The sequence below is a fragment of the Jiangella mangrovi genome (genome assembly GCF_014204975.1).
Lineage (GTDB): Bacteria > Actinomycetota > Actinomycetes > Jiangellales > Jiangellaceae > Jiangella > Jiangella mangrovi.
This window is the reverse complement of sequence record NZ_JACHMM010000001.1, coordinates 5,647,748-5,666,940: the sequence shown is the minus strand read 5'-3', so window position 1 is coordinate 5,666,940 and position 19,193 is coordinate 5,647,748. Positions and strand designations below refer to the sequence as shown.

The following is a 19,193-nucleotide window of genomic DNA, read 5'->3' as shown; positions in this document are numbered from 1 at the left end:
ATGACTGTGTCATCGCAGCCGAGCGGGCCATCTAGGCTGTCCATCATGAGTGCGCACTTCGATGTCGTCGTCCTGGGCGCCGGCCCCGGCGGGTACACCGCGGCCGTCCGCGCCGCCCAGCTGGGCAAGTCCGTCGCCGTCGTGGAGTCCAAGTACTGGGGCGGCGTCTGCCTCAACGTGGGCTGCATCCCCAGCAAGGCGCTGCTGCGCAACGCCGAGCTGGCCCACATCGTCAAGAACGAGGCCGACACGTTCGGGCTGGTCTTCGAGGGCGAGGTCAAGGCCGACTACTCGAAGGCGTACCAGCGCAGCCGCACCGTGGCCGACGGCCGCGTCAAGGGCGTGCACTACCTCATGAAGAAGAACAAGGTCACCGAGTTCGACGGTTGGGGCACCTTCACCGACGCGAACACCCTCGACGTCCGGCTGAACGACGGCGGCAGCGAGACGGTGACGTTCGAGCACTGCATCGTCGCCGCCGGCGCGACGACCCGCCTGCTGCCCGGCACCGAGCTGAGCGAGCGCGTCGTCACGTACGAGGAGCAGATCCTCGAGAGCGAGCTGCCGCGGAGCATCATCATCGCGGGCGCCGGCGCCATCGGCGTCGAGTTCGGCTACGTCATGGCCAACTACGGCGTCCAGGTCACCATGGTCGAGTACCTCGAGCGCATGCTCCCGCTCGAGGACCCCGAGGTCTCCAAGGAGCTCGCCCGCCAGTACAAGAAGCTGGGTGTCGACGTCCGCACCTCCACCCGGGTCGACGCCATCGACGACTCCGGCGACGTGGTCCGCGTCACCGTGACCTCCGGTGACAAGCAGGAGGTCCTCGAGGCCGACAAGGTCCTCCAGGCCATCGGCTTCGCCCCCCGCGTCGACGGATACGGCCTCGACAAGACCGGCGTCCGGCTGACCGCACGCGGCGCCATCGAGGTCGACGAGTACCTGCGCACGAACGTCCCCAGCATCTTCGCCATCGGCGACGTCACCGGCAAGCTCCTGCTGGCCCACGCGGCCGAGGCCATGGCCATCGTCGCCGCCGAGACCATCGCGGGCGCCGAGACCATGGCCATCGACTACGACATGATCCCGCGGGCCACCTACTGCCAGCCCCAGGTGGCCAGCTTCGGCTACACCGAGGAGCAGGCCCGCAAGCTCGGCCACGAGGTCAAGGTCTCGAAGTTCCCGTTCATGGCCAACGGCAAGGCCCACGGCCTCGGCGACCCCGTCGGCTTCGTCAAGATCGTCGCCGACGCCGAGCACAACGAGCTGTTGGGGGCCCACCTGATCGGGCCGGACGTGACGGAGATGCTGCCCGAGCTGACGCTCGCTCAGCTCTGGGACCTGACGGCCGACGAGGTCAGCCGCAACATCCACGCCCACCCGACGCTCTCCGAGGCGGTCAAGGAAGCGGTACACGGCATCTCCGGCCACATGATCAACATGTGAGTTCGCAGCTCGCTGATCAGCGCACATGGGTGGACATGCCCTCTCTGAGGGCACATCGGGGCACTCTCGGCCCGCCCTTGAAGAAGAGGCCCACCGCCCCGCGCCCCGTCGGCGGCGTCAGGCATCAGGCGGCTGCAGTCGCGGCTCGTTCGTGATCATCCAGGATCGGTGGGGTCATGACACCACCGATCCTGGATGATCATCAGTTCACGTACCCGCGGCGTGGCGCATCGCAGCGCCTGGGCGCGTAGGTGTTGCGGCGTCTGGGATGGGTCGTCAGTGCCAGTCGCTGATGAGGAGATCGTTCGGGTTGGGGGAGCCCTTGCCGGTCTCGAGCAGCTCCTTGAGGCTCACCAGGAACGTGGCCCACTTGGTGCTGCAGTGGTGCATGAACGGCACCGGCTCCTTCCAGCCCTCGTGCCGGAACATCACGATCGCCCAGTCGCCCTCCTGGGCGAGCTCGAATCGGATATGCGTGCCGAGCCACTCCTCGGGACCCTTGACGACCTCCCAGTGCACGAGCTTCCCCGGCTCGGTCTCGAGGACCTTCATGTCGAACCCGTCCTCGCCCTGGGGCAGGGTGAAGCGAAAGCGGATCACGTCGTCGGCGACGGCGGTGGTGTCCTCGGTCCACCAGCCGGCCAGTCCGTCGATCGTGGTCAGGGCCGCGTAGGCGTCGTCCACGGTGGCGGACTCGGCGCCGATGCGGTGCAGGATGTCGACCATTGTTCCTCCAGAGAACTACAAGCAACCTTTAGTTGCGTATCACTGTAGAACGACTCGGAGGATAAAAGCAACCGTAGGTTGCGCAGAGTGGAGCGGCCGGGTCAGTCGTCGGTCTTCTGCTCGATCTCGGGGGTGACGACGCCGTCGATGCAGCGGAGCCGGACCTCGACCTCGAGGTCGTCGCTCTCGAACTTGATCTGCGGATGGTCGTCGCGTTCGTCGTCGTCGCTGTCGACCTCGTAGCCCTGGGCGGGGGTGGCGGCCACGACGGTCACGGTGCCGTCGGCGTTGCACTGGGCGATGACGGTGCCGGCGCCGTCGGCGGCGATGCTCTGCGGCTGGGGTGCCGGGGGCTCGACCGGGGCCGGCGACGGTGTCGTCGACGGCGTCACCGGCGGTGAGTCCGACGGCGTCTCCGATGGCGTCTCCGACGGCGCTTCAGTCCGAGCGGCGGCGGACGGCGTCGACAGGCGCTGCTCGACCTCGGCGGCGGTGAGCGGGTCCTGGCTGGAGCCGAAGATGTCGCTGCCGATCATCCCGACCGCGGTGATGCCGACCGCCGTCGCGCCGGCGGCGGCCGCAAGCCACAGCAGCGCCACGGTGCCGATCCGCACGATCCTCGACTTCGCCATGCCCCCAGTCTGCCCGGCGCCCGGTTAACGGACTCCTAAGGCTGAGATAGCACCTGGTCAGGGCGTCGTGATCGGCCGTCGGGACAGCGTTCACCGCGGTCGCCGGGCGGCGACCCCGCGCGTCCGTGATCCGAGTCGGCGTCTCTGTCGGGCGGCCCTCCAAGTCCTTGCCAGGTCGGCCGGTCTGAGTCTAGCTTAGCGGTCTAGACCGGAATCCATACCCCCGTTGGAGGCCGTCATGAAGATCCGCACGTTGGCCGCGGCGGCCGTGCTCGCCCTCGCCGCCGGCCTGCCGCATCCCGTCGCCGCACAGTCGGCGACCTTCGTGTCCTTCGCGCCGCGCACGATCCTCGCCCCGGGGCTTCCCGTAGGCGGCGGGGTCGACCAGAACGTGACGCCGGTGGGCACCATCTCGCTGGACATGACGGCGTCGCAGACCGCCTACGTCGTCGCGAAGATGCGCGTGAACAATGCGACCATCCGCAGCCTGTTCGACAACGAGGTCGTCTGCTCCGGTCCGGGGGGCTGGAGCAAGAACATGGTCATCGGCCAGAACGTGTACGACCGGACCTCCGGCTCGAACCAGGACGTGACCCTCTACACCCGGTTCCTCGTCCACCCGGGGGTCGCCGGCACGGTCACCTGCACCGCCAACGTCCGCGGCAACTCGCTGAGCAACACCGACGCGACGTACGACCTCGTGAGCGGGTACCTGCAGTTCGCCGACACGTCGGTCGTCAACGACGCGCTCGACGGCGAGCCGGTGCAGGACAGCGTCAGCGCGGGCGTGCACGGCATCAACGCCGCCAACCCGGTGGTACGGCTGCCCGCGCTCGACTACTTCACCATGCCGTCCAGCGTCACGAACCTGAACGTCGTGGCCGATGCCGAGCTGATGGTCTGCTACCCGAGCACGCCGTGCGACAAGTACGACACCACGCTCGTGAAGTTCACGCTGTTCATCAACCAGTGGAAGTCGGACGGCACGCTGTGCAGGACCGACAGCAGTGTCCAGGTCACGCACGACGTGCCCTACTGGGTGCACCACAAGTACGTGCCGCTGAACAAGGCCGACTTCGCGGTCAGCGACGCGCCGGGCTGCATCCCGCGGTTCAACGCCTACGTCAAGGCCGAATGGCTGGGCGGCCAGACGGCGGGCATCCAGGGCACGGCGCTCGATCTCCCCGACACCCGTGGCTCGAGCAGCACGCACGACTCCGACATGAGCCACGCGTTCGTCCTGCCGTCGTGATCGCCGCAGAGGAAGGTTGCATGCACATGCCCCAACGCAGACGCATCTCATGGCTACTGGTCGTCTCGGCGATGATCGCCGCCCTCGCGCTGACACCAGCAGCAGCAGCGACCGCCGAGCCCACCTATCCGCAGTACACCGACCGCGGCGCCGTGCCGCTGACCGCGACCACCACGTCGGGCGGCGAGACGGCGCGCATGCCCGACGGTACGTACCGGACCTGGCTCGCCGTCACGGGCCTGCCCGCCGCCGGCGTGCCGGCCTACCTGGCCGAGATCGACCCGTTCACCCGCACGGTGGTGCGCAAGTTCCCCATGGAGAACGCATCGGGGGCGTGGGGGGTGTCCGTCGCCGACAACGGTGACGTGTACGTCGCCACCAGCGTCAACGGCGACCTGTTCCGGCTGCCGTGGGGCAGCGCCGACATCGAGAACCTGGGCCGTCCGCTCCCCGATGTGAGCTTCCTCTGGGAGGGCGACACCGACGAGAACGGGACGTACTACATCGGCACCTATCACGGGTACGCGACGGGTGGGCTGCCGCCCGCGCACCTCGTGAGCTGGGACCCCGATACCCGGCAATACCGCGACTACGGCACGTTCGGCGACCGCTACACCTACGTCCGCTCGGTCGAGTACGTCGACGGGCAGCTCTACGTGGGGGTCGGGCCGTTCACCGCGTTCTACCGCGTCGACCCGGTGTCGGGTGCCAAGACGGAGATCCCCCTGCCGCCGGGGGTGTCCGGCGACAAGTACACCTATCAGCTCGACGACGCGGGCGGTTACCTCTACGTGCTGTTCGCCGGCGGCGTCAAGCCGGCGGTCGGCTGGGTCTACGACGTCGGGCGCCAGCAGTGGAGCCGGCACGGCAGCCTGGGCGCGTACGCGGGCCAGTCGGTGACGAGCGCGGCCCGCAACGGCGAGGTGTACATGGTGCGTGGCGGCGAGCTGACGGCGTACCAGCCGCACGGCGGGCGGTTCCGGCCGACCGGGTTCGTGGGCAACGCCGACCTCGGCGGGCTCGGTGCGGCCAAGGGCATCGAGCGGGTGGTCGACCCCGCCACCGGCCACGAGATGATCGTCGGCGGACAGCCCACCGGCGTGATCTTCCAGTACGACGTCGTGACCGGCGAGGGTTCCATCGGCCCCGTCGACGGGCTGACCGGCACACCGACCGCGCCCCGCTCACTCGCCGTCGGCCCGGACGACCGGGTCTACGGTGGCGGCTACTTCTCCGGCGGCCTGGTGGCGTGGGACCCGGACACCGCCGAGTGGTCGGTGTACGAGTTCCACCACCAGATCGAGGGCATGGCCACGCACGACGGCATCCTCTACCTGGGTGTCTACCCGAACGCCGAGATCTACGCCTACGACCCGGCGCTGCCGTTCGGCGACACCAACCCGAAGCTGGTGTTCGACATCAAGGAGTACGGACAGGAACGGCCGTGGACGCTGGTGTCCGCGGGCGACTACCTGGCCATCGGCACGTCGCCGAAGAACAGCGAGACCGAGGGGGCGCTCACCCTCTACGACCCCGAGGACGGCACGCATCGCGTCTTCAAGGGGATCGCCGGACCGCAGGAGATCAGCGCGCTGACCTACCGCGACGGCGTGGTCTACGGCGGGTCGCTGGGCTGCTGCCCGTCGAAGCAGGACGGACGGGTGTTCGCGCTGGACGCGGCGACGGGCGAGAAGCTCTGGGACACCGTCCCGATGCCCGGTGAGCACGGCGTCAACGGGCTCGCGTTCGACGACCAGGGCCGGCTGTTCGGCCTGACCGCCGGCAAGGGCTTCGAGCTCGACCTGGCCACCCGCCAGGTGACCCGGTCGGCCGAGTACGTCGCGTACGACTGGCCGCCGACGGTCGGGTTCCAGCCACGCGCGGTCAACCTCGTCTTCGATCCGCACGACGGCTTCCTCTACGGCACCGTCGCGAGCCGGTTCGTGCGCATCGACCCCGACACGCTGGTCAACACGGCGCCGGGGGTGCGGGCACAGCCGAGCCTGTTCGCCACGTCGCCCACCGGCGTCGGTCCGAAGTACTTCCTCCAAGGCAACAACCGCCTGGTCGAGAGTCTCTGGTACCCATGAAAGGAAGCTCCATGAGAGGCCGAAAGATCGTCGCCGCGACCGCCATCGGGTTGTCCACGGCGCTGCTCGCCGCCTGCGGTGGCGACGACTCCGACGACGCCGCCGACGACGGCACGGTGTCGGGGTCGGTGTCGATGTGGATCTACCCCGTCATCGCCGACGACGCGACGCATCAGGCGTTCTGGGACGAGAAGGTCGCGGCGTTCGCCGAGGAGTTCCCGGACGTCGACGTGTCGGTCGAGATCTTCCCGTGGGCCGAGCGCGATCAGGCGCTGACCACGGCCATCGCCGGCAACAGCGCCCCCGACGTCGTCTACCTGATCCCGGACCAGCTGCCGGGCTATGCCCGCAACCTCGAGCCGGTCGACGACTACCTCAGTGACGAGGCCAAGGACGACTACCTGGACAACGCCGTCGAGTCGGTGAGCATCGACGGGCAGATGATGGGTGCCCCCATCCTGTCCTCGGTCATCCCGCTCGTCTGCAACAAGCAGGTGTTCGACGCCGTCGGCGTCACCGAGTACCCGTCGACGTGGGACGACATCCTCGAGCTCGGGCCCACGTTCAAGGACGCGGGCTACTACGTCACCACCTACGGCGGCGACGTAGCGGGCTCGCTCAACCTCTCCTTCTACCCGCTGCTCTGGCAGGCCGGCGGCGACGTCTACAACGACGACGGCACCGAGGTCGCCTTCAACAGCGACGAGGGCGTGCGGGCGCTGGAGTTCGTGCAGCAGCTGGTCGAGAACGGCTTCGTGCCCGAGGACCGGCTGATCACCGAGCCGCCGATCGAGCAGACGCAGTTCGCGCAGGGCCGCGTCGCGTGCACCATGCACGTCGAGCCGCAGCATCTCACCGCGTTCTGGGGCGAGGAGAACACGGTGGTCCTGCCGCCGCTCACTGAGAGCGAGCAGGTCGCCTACGGCACGGTCGGCTCGCTGTCGATGCTCTCGAGCGCCGAGGACAAGGACGCCGCCGGGGCCTGGATCGAGTTCGCGACGGGCGCCGAGAGCGCCGCCGAGTACGACACGGAGGGGAGCTTCTTCACCACCAAGGAGTCGGTCGGGGCGCTGTACGAGGGCGACCCGATCTTCGGCGAGTCGGAGAAGTACACCGGCCTCGCGACCGTCGGCCCACTCGTCGAGTCCGCGCGCGAGGTCATGGGTGTCCTGGCGCCGGAGATCCAGAGCGTCCTCATCGGCGAGAAGGAGCCGCAGCAGGCTCTGGACGACGCCGCCGAGGCGGCGCAGCCGCTGCTCGGATGACCGTGAGCGGAACCGCGTCGGCCTCCCGCACGGCGCCTCGTCCGGCCTCCCGCCGGGCGACGCGCCGGCGGGAGGCCTCCATCGGGCTGCTGTTCGTCCTGCCGGTCCTGCTGTTCTTCGTCGCCTTCCGGTTCGGGCCGGCGATCGCCGGCGCTCTGCTGGGGTTCACCGACTACCAGCCCGGGGCCGACACCAGCTGGACCGGGCTGGACAACTTCCGGCGGATGACCGAGGACCCGCTGTTCTGGCGGGCGCTGCGCACGACGCTGCTGTACTCGGTGCTCGCGGTGCCGCTGTCGATCCTGGCCGCCCTGGCGATGGCGCTGCTCGTGCGCCGGGCGTTCCGCGGGGTCAAGCTGTTCCGGTCGATCTTCTTCCTGCCGGTCGTGACCAGCCTGGTCCTCGCCGGCATCCTGTTCACCTGGATCTTCTCGGCCGGCGGACCCTGGTCGTCGGTGATGGGAGCGATCGGGCTGCCCGGCCAGGCGTGGCTGTCGGACACGACGCTGGTGATCCCCGCGCTCGTCGTCGTCGCCGTCTGGACGCGGTTCGGCTACGGCATGCTGATCCTGCTCGCGCGGCTGCAGGACATCCCGCGCGAGCTCGAGGAGGCGGCGCTGACCGACGGCGCCAACGCCTGGCAGCGGTTCCGCCACATCGTGCTGCCGGAGCTGCGTCCGGCGCTGTTCTTCCTGGCCGTCATCGAGACGACGGTGTCGTTCCAGGTCTTCGACACCGTCTACGTCATGACCGGAGGCGGCCCGGCCAACGCGAGCTACATGGTCGTCTTCCAGATCTACGACCAGGCGTTCCGGTACTTCGACTTCGGCTACGCCAGCGCGATCGGCGTCGCCCTCTTCGTCATGACGATGGTCGTCGCCGTCATCCAGCGCCTCACCGTGGGGAGGGACCGATGAGCACGACCGTTGCGGAGAAGGCCCGGGCCGCCGCCGGCGGAGACCCGTCGCGGAGCCGGCGCCGCGCCTACGGGACCTTCCGCCCCAGCCGCACCGGGCGGGTCCTGCGCGCCGCCCTGCTGCTGCTCGCCGCGATCGTCACGCTCTTCCCCTTCTACGTGATGGTCGTCCTGTCGCTGAAGCCGATCGGTCCCGTCACGTTCCCCGGGAGCCTCGCGCCCACCGGGCTCACCACCGAGGCCTTCGACCAGATCCTCGGGGCCCGCGACGTGCTGCGATGGGCGCTGAACACGCTCGTCTACGCGGTGGTGTCCGTGGTCGGGGTGCTCTTCCTCGCCTCGCTGGCCGGGTACGCGTTCGCGAAGAAGCGCTTCCCGGGCAAGGAGGTCATGTTCTGGTCGTTCGTCGCGATGCTGATGGTCCCGTACCAGGTGACGCTGATCCCGACGTTCGTCATCGTGTCCCAGGCGGGCGGCGTCGACACGTACTGGGGCCTGATCCTGCCGACGCTGGCCAACGCGCAGGCCGTCTTCCTCATCCGGCAGTTCGTCCGCTCGCTGCCCGACTCGCTGTTCGAGGCGGCGACCATCGACGGCTGCTCGGAGTGGCGCATCTACCGGTCGATCGTGCTGCCGCTCATCAAGCCGATCCTGGCGACGCTCGGCGTCTTCGTCTTCCTCTGGCATTGGAACGACTTCCTCTGGCCGCTGGTCGTCGGCCAGAGCCAGGAGATGCGGACGCTGACCACCGGGCTCGCCTCGCTCAACGCCGAGCAGGTGCCGCTCAGCGTCGTGCTGGCCGGTTCGGTGGTGGCCTTCGTGCCGATCTTCATGGCCTACCTCGTCGGCCAGCGCTACTTCACCGAGGGCGTCACCATGACCGGCCAGAAGGGGTGAGCCGCACTCAGGAGCTCGAGGGGCGGCTGACGTGCATCTGGATGGAGTACCGGTCGCCGCGGTACAGGGACCGGCCGAACTCCACGACGTTGCCCATGTTGTCGACGGCGCGGCGCTCGACGGCGAAGGCGGGTTCGTAGGCGGGGACGTCGAGCCGGCCGGCCTGGACCGGACTGAGCCGGGCGATCGAGACGGTCTGCTCGGCGGACTCGAACCGCACCTTGAAGACGCGGGTCAGGACCTCGTACAGCGACGCGTCCTTGGCCATGACGGCGAGCAGGTTCGGGAACCGCCGCGCGGACAGGTTGGTGCTCTCGAGCGCCATGGGGACGCCGTCGGCGGTGCGGACGCGCTCGATGGAGTGCACGGGGTCGCCCGGCTCGATGCCGAGCTGGGTGGCGACGTCGCGGGGTGCCGGCCGGGTGCGGGCCCGGTAGCGCTGCGAGCTCGGCGTCATGCCCCGGTTGCGCATGTCCTCGGTGAACGAGCGGAAGATCTCGGAGTGCGTGAGGGTCGGGTGCTGCACGAACGTCCCCCGGCCGCCGACCCGGCGCACGAGGCCCTGCGACTCGAGCTCGTTGATGACGCCGCGGACCGTCATGCGCGCGACGCCGAACCGCTCCGATAGCACCCGTTCGGACGGAAGGAGCGAGCCGTCCTTGGACTCACGCACCAGCGAGGTGAGCACGTCCTTGATGTGCTCACCCTTGGGGCGGGTGTCGTCGGCCACGAACACGCCGGCCGTGGCATCCGCGGGCTGATGGCGCCGCCTCGGCATTCGTCGACTCCCTCGGTGGTCGGGCCATGGCCATCCTAGTGAGGAACGGGCCGCGATCGGGGTCCGTGAGAACGCCGACATTCGGTATAGACCAGTATAGCCCGCGCGGCGAGGTGCGACGGTGGCCCGGCGTCCCGGCCCCCAACCCGTACCCTCGACCGCATGGCACAGGTACTCGTCGTCGAGGACGACGCGACCATCAGGTCCGCGCTGATCCGCGGGCTGACCGAGCGCGGGCACGCGGTCCGGTCGGCGCCGACGGCCATGGCGGGACTCGAGCAGGCGGTCGGCGAGCGCCCGGACGTCGTCGTGCTCGATCTGGGGCTGCCGGACCTCGACGGCACCGCCATGCTGCGCATGCTCCGCGGCGTCAGCGACGTGCCGGTCATCGTCGCCACCGCGCGCGACGACGAGACCGAGGTCGTCGCCGTCCTCGATGCCGGCGCCGACGACTACGTGACCAAGCCGTTCGGCGTCGCCCAGCTCGACGCGCGGATCCGCGCCGTGCTCAGGCGCGGCGGCGAGGATCAGCGCGACCAGGCGGTCACCGTCGGCGGCCTGCGCATCGACCCGCGCTCGCGCCAGGCCACGCTCGACGACGACGCGCTGGACCTCACGCCGCGCGAGTTCGACCTGCTGCACTACCTGGCCGCGCGGGCCGGCGAGGTCGTCGGCAAGCGCGAGCTGCTGACCGAGGTCTGGCAGCTGCCGTACGGCGGCGCCGACAAGACCGTCGACGTGCACCTGTCCTGGCTGCGCCGCAAGCTCGGCGAGACCGCGCAGCAGCCGCGCTACCTGCACGCAGTCCGCGGCGTCGGGGTGCGTCTGACCGCGCCGGAGGCGTGAGCGCGTGCGCCGCAGGCTGCTCGTCCTCGTCGCCGCCACGACGACGCTCGTCCTGGTCGCGTTCCTGCTGCCGCTCGCGCTGCTGGTCCGCGACGTCGCCGCCGACCGCGCGGTGCAGGCGGCCACCGTCGAGGCGCAGGCCCTGACGTCGCTGGTCGCGACGACGGACCAGGCGACGCTCGCGCTCGCGGTCGCCCAGCTCGACGCCAACTCCGCGTCGGAGGTGACGGTGTTCCTGCCCGGCGGCGAGCGACTCGGCGCTGACGCGGACCGGTCCCCGCTGGTCGAGCTGGGCGAGCGGGGATCCAGCGCGTCCGCCGAGGTCGACGGCGGTCGCGAGATCGTCTTCGCGGTCGGTGAGTCCGCGAACAGCGCCGGCGTCATCCGCACCTTCGTCCCGGACGAGCAGCTCGCCCGGGGCGTCGCCCGGGCCTGGCTGCTGCTGGCCGGGCTGGGTGTGGCGTTGCTGCTGGTCAGCCTCGTGGTGGCGGACCGGCTCGGCCGGCGCCTGGTGCGGGGGGCGACGGATCTGGCGGCGGTCTCGCATCGGCTCGGCCGCGGCGAGCTCGACGCCCGCGCGGACACGTCGGCGCCGGGCGAGCTGGGCGTCGTCGCGACGGCGCTCAACGGGCTGGCCGGGCGGATCACCGACCTGCTGCGCGAGGAGCGCGAGACCATCGCCGACCTCTCGCACCGGGTCCGCACGCCGCTGACGACGCTGCGCATGGACGCCGAGGCGCTGCCCGGCGGTGAGCAGTCCGAGCGGATCGTCGCCGGGGTCGACGCCGTCGACCGCGCCGTCACCGACGTCATCCAGCAGGCGCGACGGCGTGGCGCCGTCCCCGAGCGGGTGTCGGCCGACGCCGCCGACGCGGTCCGCGAGCGGGTCGCGTTCTGGGCGGTGCTCGCCGAGGACACCGACCGCGAGCTGACGGTCGACGTCGCGCCCGGCCCGCTGCCGGTCGCGCTCGCCCGTGGCGATCTGGAGGCGTGCGTCGACGCGCTGCTCGGCAACGTCTTCGCCCACACCCCGCACGGGACGGCGTTCACCGTCCGGCTGGAGCCGCGGCCCGGCGGGGGCGCCCGGCTGGTCGTCGCCGACCAGGGCCCGGGCCTGGCGGACGGCCAGCACACGGGGGCGCTGCGTCGTGGGGTCAGTGGCTCCGGGTCCAGCGGGCTGGGGCTCGACATCGTCCGTCGGACGGCCGAGCAGTCCGGCGGAGGCGTCGACCTGCAGACCCCGGCGGGCGGCGGGCTCACCGTCGTCGTCGACCTCGGCGGACCGGCCGGTTCGGCCTTAGCCGCGCCTTAACCGTCGCCCAGCGCGGCGCTAGGGCGGCCGGCGGGAACGTGGTGGCAACGCACCAGTCAGGAAGGAAGCCACCATGAACCGCAACCGTCTCGTCTCCGCCGCGGCCGCCGCGGCCGCACTGCTCGTCACCGGCGGCGTCGCGTACGCCGTCACGACCTCCGACGACGGCGGCCAGGCCCCGCAGTCCTCGATCACCTCGTCGCCCACGCCGGACGACAACCCGTCGCAGAGCGATCTGCTGCCCGACGACTCGCCGGACGACTCGCCGTCGCCGTCGGACGCACCGTCGCCCGACGACAGCCCGAGCGCGTCGCCGTCTCCGAGCGACTCGCCCAGCGCGGCGCCGATTCCGGACGAGGGCATGGGCAGCGGCGAGGCCGAGCAGATCGCCCTCGCCCACGTCGGCGGCGGCACCGTCACCGAGGTCGAGCGCGAGTGGGAGCACGGCCGGCTGGAGTGGAAGGTCGAGATCCACCTCGACGGCGTCGAGCACGACGTCCGCGTGGACGCGATGAGCGGCGAGATCACCCGCGTCGACGTCGACGACGACCGCGACCACGACCGCGACGACCGTGATGACCGCGACGACGACAAGCACGACGACGACCGGCACGACGACGACCGGCACGACGACGACCACGACGACCGCGACGACAACAGCGGTCACGGCTCGGACGATGACCACGACGACGACTGACATAGTGAGTCCGGCCTCGTGCGTCTGTGAGTGAGGAAGCAGCGCCGACGAGAGGGATCGGATGGACACCCGTGCAGAGAGCGAGTTCCGGGAGTTCGTCGAGTCCCGATCGCCGGCGCTGCGTCGTTCCGCCTACGCCCTGACCGGCGACCCGCACACGGCCGAGGACCTCGTCCAGGGCGCGCTGGTCAAGCTGGTGCGCCGCTGGCACAAGGTCGACAACCCAGAGGCCTACGTCCGCCGGACGATGTACCACGACTTCGCCGGCCGCTGGCGACGGCGCAAGGCCGTCCGCGAGGACTCCGTCGCCGTCCTGCCCGACCGCCCAGTCACCGATGCGGCCGACGACGTTCCGCATCGGCTGGACCTGCGCCAGGCACTGCTCCGGCTGACGCCGCGGCAGCGGGCCGTCCTGGTGCTGCGCTACTACGAGGACCTGCCCGAGCGCGAGGTCGCCGAGATCCTCGGCTGCTCCGTCGGCACGGTCCGCAGCCAGACCGCACGGTCGCTGGCCCGGGTGCGTGCCCTCGCCCCGGAGCTGGCCGCCGGTACCGTCCCGCCCACTCCCGAGGAGGCCTCGGCATGACACTCGAAGACCAGGTGCGCGACACACTCGACGATCTCGCCGCCCGCGTCCCACCCCGGACCGGCCTGGCCGACGTCGTCCTCCGCGAGGCGCGCCGACGGCGAACCAGGGTGCGGCTGGTCGCGTCGGGCGGCACCGCGGTCGCCGTCGCCGCCGGGACATTGTTCGTCGTCGCCGACCCGCTGGCGCTCGACCGGCCGAGCCTGGGGTCCGCGGACCCAGCGGCCGACGAGACGCCGCCCCCGGTCGCGCCGACGCCCGTCGGCACGGTCACCATCGACGTCGCCACCCTTCCGGAGGGCCCCGAACCGGACGTGGAGTGGTACGCGAACGGCGAACTGCGCGCCGGCGGAACCGCGGTGCCGTACGACGGTCCTCAGGGCGGTGTGTACTCCATCGAGGCGGTGGCCGGCGGCAGGATCGCCCTCCTCGCGGTCAACGCCGAACGCACCGCCGTGGAGCTGTCGCTCGTGGACGCGACCGGTGTCCGCACCGTCCTGAGTGCCGACGGCGTGGGCGGCATGGCCGCGTCGCCGGACGGTGCGTACCTGGCCTGGGCTCAGCCGGGCTCGGGCCCGACCACCCTGTACGTCACCGACGTGTCGAGCGGCGAGGTGGTACACGAGCTGGTGCGCTCCGGGGCGGACGCCGACGTCGGCATCGTGAAGGGCTTCCTCGGCGGGGACCGGGTCCTCCTGGACAGCGTGAGGTCGCAGTCCAGTGGGGTCTGGGACCTGGACGCGGGGACCGTCGGTCCCTGGGCCGGGCCGCCCGGGACCTCCGCCGTCTCGCCCGACGGGGCGCTCGCCGCCGCCGGTTGGGAGCCAGCCGTCTCACGAGGTTCCACCTCGGAAGGCTCGGTCGTCATCGACACAGCGACCGGTGAGCAGCTGTGGACCGCTGAGGGCGGCTACGTCGGCCCGCGGTCGTTCTCGCCCGACAGCCGCTTCGTGGCGTTCCGGTCCACGAGCGGCCGGGCGGGCGTGACTGTCGCCGACGCGCGCACCGGCGACGTGCAGGTGCGGTTCGAGGGAGTGGACGCGAGTCGCGTGGCCTGGGAGCCGGACGGCGGCCTCGTCCTCGAGGTGTGGCCCAGCCAGACGTCGATCGTGGTGCTGCGCTGCGGACTCGACGGGCAGTGCGAGGTGGCCGCCCCGCTCGTGCACATGGAGGCCATCGACGGGTCGATGCCGTACGTCCTCGGCGGCGTGCTCTAGCCGAAGCGGTCAGAACACCGGCTTGCCGCCGGTGACGCCGAGGACGGTGCCGGAGACGTAGCTCGCGTCCCGCGGGGAGGCGAGGAACACGAACGCCGGCGCCACCTCGGCGGGCTGGCCGGCCCGGCCGAGCGGGGTGTCCTGGCCGAACTTCTCCACCTTCTCGGGCGGCTGGGTGGCCGGCTGCAGTGGCGTCCAGATGGGTCCGGGCGCGACGGCGTTGACGCGGATGCCGCGCGGCCCCAGCTCGGCGGCGAGGTTGACGGTGGCGTTGTTGATCGCGGCCTTCGTGCTGGCGTAGTCGAGCAGCGACACCGACGGGTCGTAGGCCTGGATCGAGGAGTTGTTGATGATGCAGCCGCCGCGCTTCAGGTGCTTGACCGCCTCCTGTGTCATCCAGAACAGCGCGTAGAGGTTGGTCTTCATGACCCGGTCCAGCCGCTCGGGGTCGATGCTCTCGATGCCGCCGTCGCGGGCCATCTGGAAGCCGGCGTTATTGACCAGGACGTCCAGCCCGCCCAGCTCGGCGACGGCCCGGGTGACGACCTCGACGCAGACGTCGTGCGAGCGCAGGTCCGCGGCGTAGGCGAGGCCGCGGCGGCCGGCGTCGGCGACGTGCCCCATGGTGGCGTCGGCGTCGGCCTGCTCCTCGGGCAGGTACGTGATGGCGACGTCGGCGCCCTCGCGGGCGAACGCCAGGGCGACGGCGCGGCCGATGCCGGAGTCGCCGCCGGTGATGAGGGCGCGCAGCCCCGTCAGCTTCCCGGAGCCCTGGTACGTCGCCTCACCGTGGTCCGGCGCCGGGTCCATGGCCGTCGTGGTGCCGGGCGGCTCCTGCTGCTGGCGCGGGAAGGAGGTCGGGCGGGCGGCCTGATCGCTGGCGTGCGTCGTCATGCGCGGCCTCTACCCGCCCGACCGTCAGACAAACGCCGTCGTCGGCCGACCGTCAGTCGACCAGGCGGGTCAGCACGAAGACGGGGAGCACGCGGGTGGTCTTGGTCTGGTAGTTCGCGTAGTCGGGCCAGGCGTCGACGGCGCGCTTCCACCAGAGCTCGCGCTCCTCGCCGGTGACCTCGCGGGCGAGGTAGTCGTGCCTGGCGGTGGCGTCCTGCAGCTCGACGTGCGGGTTGGCCTTGAGGTTGTGGTACCAGACGGGGTGCTTCGGCGCGCCGCCGAGCGAGGCGACCACCGCGTACTCACCGTCGTGCTCGACGCGCATGAGGGCGGTCTTGCGCAGCTTGCCGGTCCTGGCGCCGACCGACGTCAGCACGATGACCGGCCGGCCTCGCAGGGTGAGGGCCGACGTGCCGCCGGACTCCTCGTACTTCTCCGCCTGCTTGCGGGCCCAGTCAGACGTGCTCGGTTCGTACTCTCCGGTGAGGGGCATGTCGACGGAAACTCAGCCGCCGCGGTGCCGTATTCCCCTGGACGCGCGTGCGGTAGAGCAGCCATACGAAGTACGGCGCGCCGATGATCGCGGTGACCAGACCGGCCGGCAGCTGGGCCGGGGCGATCACCGTCCGGCCCAGGGCGTCGGCGGCGCAGACCAGGGTCGCGCCGAGCAGCGCGGCCACCGGCAGCACTCGTGAGTGCCGGCGCCCGACCAGCGCCCGGGCGGCGTGCGGCGCGACCAGCCCGACGAACACGATGACCCCGACGCCGGCGACGGCGGCCCCCGTCAGCACGACGGCGCAGGCGAGCAGGATCAGGCGGGCGTGCGGCACGTGGACGCCGAGCACCCGCGGCGTGTGGTCGTCGACGGAGAGCAGGTCCAGCGTGTGCCGCATGCCGAAGAGCAGCGGGATCGCGATGAGGATCGCCAGCGACATCGGCACCAGGTGCTCGAACGAGCGCCCGTACGTCGACCCGGCCAGCCAGGTCAGCGCCTTGACCTCGTTCCACGGGTCGGTGAGCGTGATGAGCACGACGATGAGCGACTGCGCGGCCGCCGACACCGCGACGCCGATGAGTACCAGCCGCTCGCTGGCGAACCCGCCCTTGGCGGCCAGCGCGAACACGAGCCCGGCGGCCAGCCCCGCGCCGAGGCCGGCGACCCCGACGAGTGCCCAGAAGCCCGCCATGGGCACCAGCGTGATCATCGTGATGGCGCCGACGCCCGCGCCACCGGCGACGCCGATGATGCCGGGCTCGGCCAGCGGGTTGCGGGCGACGGCCTGGATGAGCGCGCCGGCCAGCGCCAGCGACGCCCCGGCCAGCAGCCCGGCGGCGACGCGGGGGAGCCGGGTGTCCATGACGGTGCTGACGATCGGCCCGGCCTGCCCGCCCAGCCAGTTGACAACGTCGCCGAGGAGCAGCACGGAGTCGCCGAGCAGCGTGGCGCCGGCGGTGACCGCCACCGTCACGACGATGAGGGTGCCGAGGACGACGCCGTAGCGCCGCCCGGTCACGCCGCCGCGCACCCCCGCGGCCGGCGGTTCGCCGACGGTGTCCGCGCCACGGATCCTGCGTGCCAGCGCCACGATGAAGACCGCGCCGACGATCGTCGTGATGACGCCGGTGGGCACCTCGAGTGCACCCTGCGACCCGATGGCGGCGCGCAGCCCGACGTCGGAGATCAGCAGCATGAACACGCCCATGGCCGCCGAGATCGGCAGCAGCGCGATGTGCTTGTGCAGGCCCGGCACGTACGGGGTGGCCAGCCGGACGACGGCGGGCGCGGCCAGGCCGACGAAGCCGATGGGTCCGGCCAGCGTGACGGCGCCCGCGGCCAGCAGGACGGCGAGCACGATGGCGCCGCCGCGGACCCGGCGCACGTTGACGCCGAGCATGCGGGCGTGGTCGTCGCCGAGGTAGACGAGGTCGAGCTTGCGGCCGAGCAGCAGCAGCGCGGCCAGCGTGACGGCGACCAGCGGCGCGAGGGTGCGGACGCCGTCGAGCCCGTTCTGGCCCAGCGACCCCTCGCCCCAGGCGAACAGGCCGCGGGTCTCCTCGGAGAACAGGATGATCATGGCGCTGGTCGTGCACTGGAACGCCAGCGCGATGGCAGTGCCGGCCAGCACCAGCCGGACCGCGCCGGTGCCGCCCATGCCGGACAGCGCCAGCACCAGCGCCGCCGCGCCCAGACCGCCGGCGAAGGCGATGCCGGCGGCGCCCAGCAGCGGTGCCGACACCCCCACCGTCGCCGCCGTCACCAGCGCCAGGTGCGCACCGGCGTTGACGGCGAGGGTGTCGGGCGCGGCCATGACGTTGCGCGACACCGACTGCATGGTCGCGCCGGCCGCGCCCAGCGCCACGCCGACCACGACCGCCGCCAGCAGCCGGGGAAGCCGTGAGGCCAGCACGACCGCGCCGGCCTCGTCGTCGCCCTGGCCGATGGCCCACCGCAGCACGTCGCCCGCGCCGACCTGGGCGGTGCCCTGGGTCAGGTGGACGACCGACACGCCCGCGATCAGGACCGCGAGCGTGACGGCGACGAGGGCCAGCCGGCCGGACTTCACGGGAGGTGGGTCCTTCCGCCTCAGCCGACGGCGTCGACGGCGGCGTCGACGTACTGCATCATCGACGTCGGGCCGCCGAACTGCCACAGCGAGTCGGGGAACCGGACCACGTTGCCCGACTGCACGAACGGCAGCGAGTCCCAGATGGCGTTGCCGGCCAGGATGTCCGCGAACGGGTCCCCGCCGTCGTTGGCGTTGGCCATGTACCAGAAGCGGGTGTCGGCCGGGAGCGCCGTCAGGCCCTCGACGTCGGCCTGGGCGAGACCGTAGGCGGGGTCGCCCTCCAGCCCCCACGGGTTCTCCAGGCCGAGCTCCGCGAACACGTCGGAGACCAGCGAGCCCTCGGCGAACGGCCGGATGCTGACGGTGCCGGCGTCGGCCCAGCCGTCGGCGAAGGCGACCGGGTCGCCGGTGGCGCCGGCCTCCTCGACGGCGGCCCTGCCCTCCTCGATCTTCTCGTCGAACTGGTCGCGCAGCCCTTGGGCGCGGTCTTCGGTGCCCGTGAGCTCGGCGATGAGGTCGAGGTTCGCGAACATCTGCGCGATGTTGTCCTCCACGTCGCCGCCCGGAATGACGACGACCGGCGTGGTCGCCTCGACCTGTTCGATCGCGCCTTCGATCAGGCTGTCGGTGACGATGACGAGATCGACGTCGAGGGTGGCGAGGGTGTCCATGCTCGGCTCGCCACGGGTGCCGATGTCGGTGACGGTGTCGTCGAGCGGCGCGCTGCTGACCCAGTTCTCGTAGCCCTGGATGTCGGACACGCCGACCGGCATGACCCCCAGCGAGACGAGGTTCTCGACGGCGTTCCACTCGGTCGCGGCGACGCGGACCGCGGGCTCGTCGAGCGTCACCTCGACGCCGCGGGAGTCGGTGACGGTGATGGGACCGGAGGCGGCGTCGTCAGTGGTGTCGCCGGTCTCGGCCGCCTCGGTGGGGTCGTCGCCGGACGCATCCTCCGTCGTGCCGCAGGCGGTCGCGAGCAGCACGAACGCGACGGACAGGCCCGCGAGGGCGCGCGCTCTTCTCATCGTGGAGTACCTCATGATCGTGATGGGACGGGTGGTGGAACGGG

The 19,193-nt window shown here is 71.4% G+C and carries 18 protein-coding genes; 11 read left to right on the top strand and 7 right to left on the bottom strand.

Translation table 11 applies throughout. The annotated features are described in order from the left end of the window. Positions 1-45 precede the first annotated feature (45 nt). On the top strand, positions 46-1,446 hold the full coding sequence (lpdA, locus tag HD601_RS26275) for a dihydrolipoyl dehydrogenase (protein ID WP_184826973.1): 1,401 nt from the start codon (positions 46-48) through the stop codon (positions 1,444-1,446). Positions 1,447-1,722: 276 nt separating this feature from the next. Here the strand turns inward: lpdA and HD601_RS26270 are convergent, their stop codons facing one another. Together HD601_RS26270 and HD601_RS26265 are read right to left on the bottom strand one after the other, a co-directional pair. After that, a complete protein-coding gene (locus HD601_RS26270; protein ID WP_184826971.1) occupies positions 1,723-2,172 on the bottom strand; it encodes an SRPBCC family protein in 450 nt (149 codons plus the stop codon). 101 nt (positions 2,173-2,273) lie between these two features. After that, positions 2,274-2,804 carry a hypothetical protein gene (locus HD601_RS26265; RefSeq protein ID WP_184826969.1) on the bottom strand — a complete coding sequence of 177 codons (531 nt, stop codon included), beginning with the start codon at positions 2,802-2,804 and terminating at the stop codon, positions 2,274-2,276. Positions 2,805-3,042: 238 nt separating this feature from the next. On the opposite strand from HD601_RS26265, the gene HD601_RS26260 reads away from it, so the two are divergent. Genes HD601_RS26260 through HD601_RS26240 form a run of 5 tightly spaced genes read left to right on the top strand, consistent with a single transcriptional unit; the run spans position 3,043 to position 9,224 of the window. Further along, positions 3,043-4,056 (top strand): hypothetical protein, encoded by a 1,014-nt coding sequence (locus HD601_RS26260; protein WP_184826967.1) that lies wholly within the window; start codon positions 3,043-3,045, stop codon positions 4,054-4,056. Between the two features lie 26 nt (positions 4,057-4,082). After that, complete coding sequence (locus HD601_RS26255) at positions 4,083-6,146, top strand: outer membrane protein assembly factor BamB family protein (RefSeq protein ID WP_184826965.1); 2,064 nt, start codon at positions 4,083-4,085, stop codon at positions 6,144-6,146. Positions 6,147-6,157: 11 nt separating this feature from the next. Next, on the top strand, positions 6,158-7,411 hold the full coding sequence (locus HD601_RS26250) for an ABC transporter substrate-binding protein (protein ID WP_184826963.1): 1,254 nt from the start codon (positions 6,158-6,160) through the stop codon (positions 7,409-7,411). Beyond that, positions 7,408-8,328 (top strand): carbohydrate ABC transporter permease, encoded by a 921-nt coding sequence (locus HD601_RS26245; RefSeq protein WP_184826960.1) that lies wholly within the window; start codon positions 7,408-7,410, stop codon positions 8,326-8,328. Before HD601_RS26250 ends, HD601_RS26245 begins: the two co-directional genes overlap by 4 nt. Further along, the gene (locus HD601_RS26240) at positions 8,325-9,224 is read left to right on the top strand and encodes a carbohydrate ABC transporter permease (RefSeq protein WP_184826958.1); all 900 of its coding nucleotides are present in this window, start codon (positions 8,325-8,327) and stop codon (positions 9,222-9,224) included. Before HD601_RS26245 ends, HD601_RS26240 begins: the two co-directional genes overlap by 4 nt. A gap of 7 nt (positions 9,225-9,231) precedes the next feature. Here HD601_RS26240 and HD601_RS26235 read toward each other — a convergent pair whose 3' ends face one another. Beyond that, entirely contained in the window at positions 9,232-10,002 is a 771-nt protein-coding gene (locus HD601_RS26235) for a GntR family transcriptional regulator (protein WP_184826956.1), read from the bottom strand. 162 nt (positions 10,003-10,164) lie between these two features. Here HD601_RS26235 and HD601_RS26230 point away from each other — a divergent pair, with 162 nt between their 5' ends. The 5 genes from HD601_RS26230 to HD601_RS26210 all read left to right on the top strand — a co-directional run bounded on the left by HD601_RS26230 (position 10,165) and on the right by HD601_RS26210 (position 14,660). Next, the gene (locus HD601_RS26230) at positions 10,165-10,848 is read left to right on the top strand and encodes a response regulator transcription factor (RefSeq protein WP_184826953.1); all 684 of its coding nucleotides are present in this window, start codon (positions 10,165-10,167) and stop codon (positions 10,846-10,848) included. Positions 10,849-10,852: 4 nt separating this feature from the next. Further along, positions 10,853-12,160 (top strand): ATP-binding protein, encoded by a 1,308-nt coding sequence (locus tag HD601_RS36040; RefSeq protein WP_184826951.1) that lies wholly within the window; start codon positions 10,853-10,855, stop codon positions 12,158-12,160. 73 nt (positions 12,161-12,233) lie between these two features. After that, complete coding sequence (locus HD601_RS26220; RefSeq protein WP_184826949.1) at positions 12,234-12,857, top strand: PepSY domain-containing protein; 624 nt, start codon at positions 12,234-12,236, stop codon at positions 12,855-12,857. Between the two features lie 61 nt (positions 12,858-12,918). Further along, on the top strand, positions 12,919-13,443 hold the full coding sequence (locus HD601_RS26215) for a SigE family RNA polymerase sigma factor (protein ID WP_184826947.1): 525 nt from the start codon (positions 12,919-12,921) through the stop codon (positions 13,441-13,443). After that, the gene (locus HD601_RS26210) at positions 13,440-14,660 is read left to right on the top strand and encodes a WD40 repeat domain-containing protein (RefSeq protein ID WP_184826945.1); all 1,221 of its coding nucleotides are present in this window, start codon (positions 13,440-13,442) and stop codon (positions 14,658-14,660) included. Before HD601_RS26215 ends, HD601_RS26210 begins: the two co-directional genes overlap by 4 nt. Before the next feature lie 9 nt (positions 14,661-14,669). Here HD601_RS26210 and HD601_RS26205 read toward each other — a convergent pair whose 3' ends face one another. The 4 genes from HD601_RS26205 to HD601_RS26190 are packed head-to-tail and all read right to left on the bottom strand — an operon-like array spanning position 14,670 to position 19,149. Beyond that, the gene (locus tag HD601_RS26205; protein WP_184826943.1) at positions 14,670-15,554 is read right to left on the bottom strand and encodes an SDR family oxidoreductase; all 885 of its coding nucleotides are present in this window, start codon (positions 15,552-15,554) and stop codon (positions 14,670-14,672) included. 52 nt (positions 15,555-15,606) lie between these two features. After that, positions 15,607-16,047 carry a nitroreductase family deazaflavin-dependent oxidoreductase gene (locus HD601_RS26200; RefSeq protein ID WP_184826941.1) on the bottom strand — a complete coding sequence of 147 codons (441 nt, stop codon included), beginning with the start codon at positions 16,045-16,047 and terminating at the stop codon, positions 15,607-15,609. After that, positions 16,010-18,118: a Fe(3+)-hydroxamate ABC transporter permease FhuB gene (locus HD601_RS26195; protein ID WP_221441316.1), complete on the bottom strand. Its 2,109-nt coding sequence runs from the start codon at positions 18,116-18,118 to the stop codon at positions 16,010-16,012. The genes HD601_RS26200 and HD601_RS26195 overlap by 38 nt, the downstream gene beginning before the upstream one ends. A 20-nt stretch (positions 18,119-18,138) precedes the next feature. Beyond that, complete coding sequence (locus tag HD601_RS26190) at positions 18,139-19,149, bottom strand: ABC transporter substrate-binding protein (RefSeq protein ID WP_184826939.1); 1,011 nt, start codon at positions 19,147-19,149, stop codon at positions 18,139-18,141. Between the last annotated feature and the right edge of the window lie 44 nt (positions 19,150-19,193).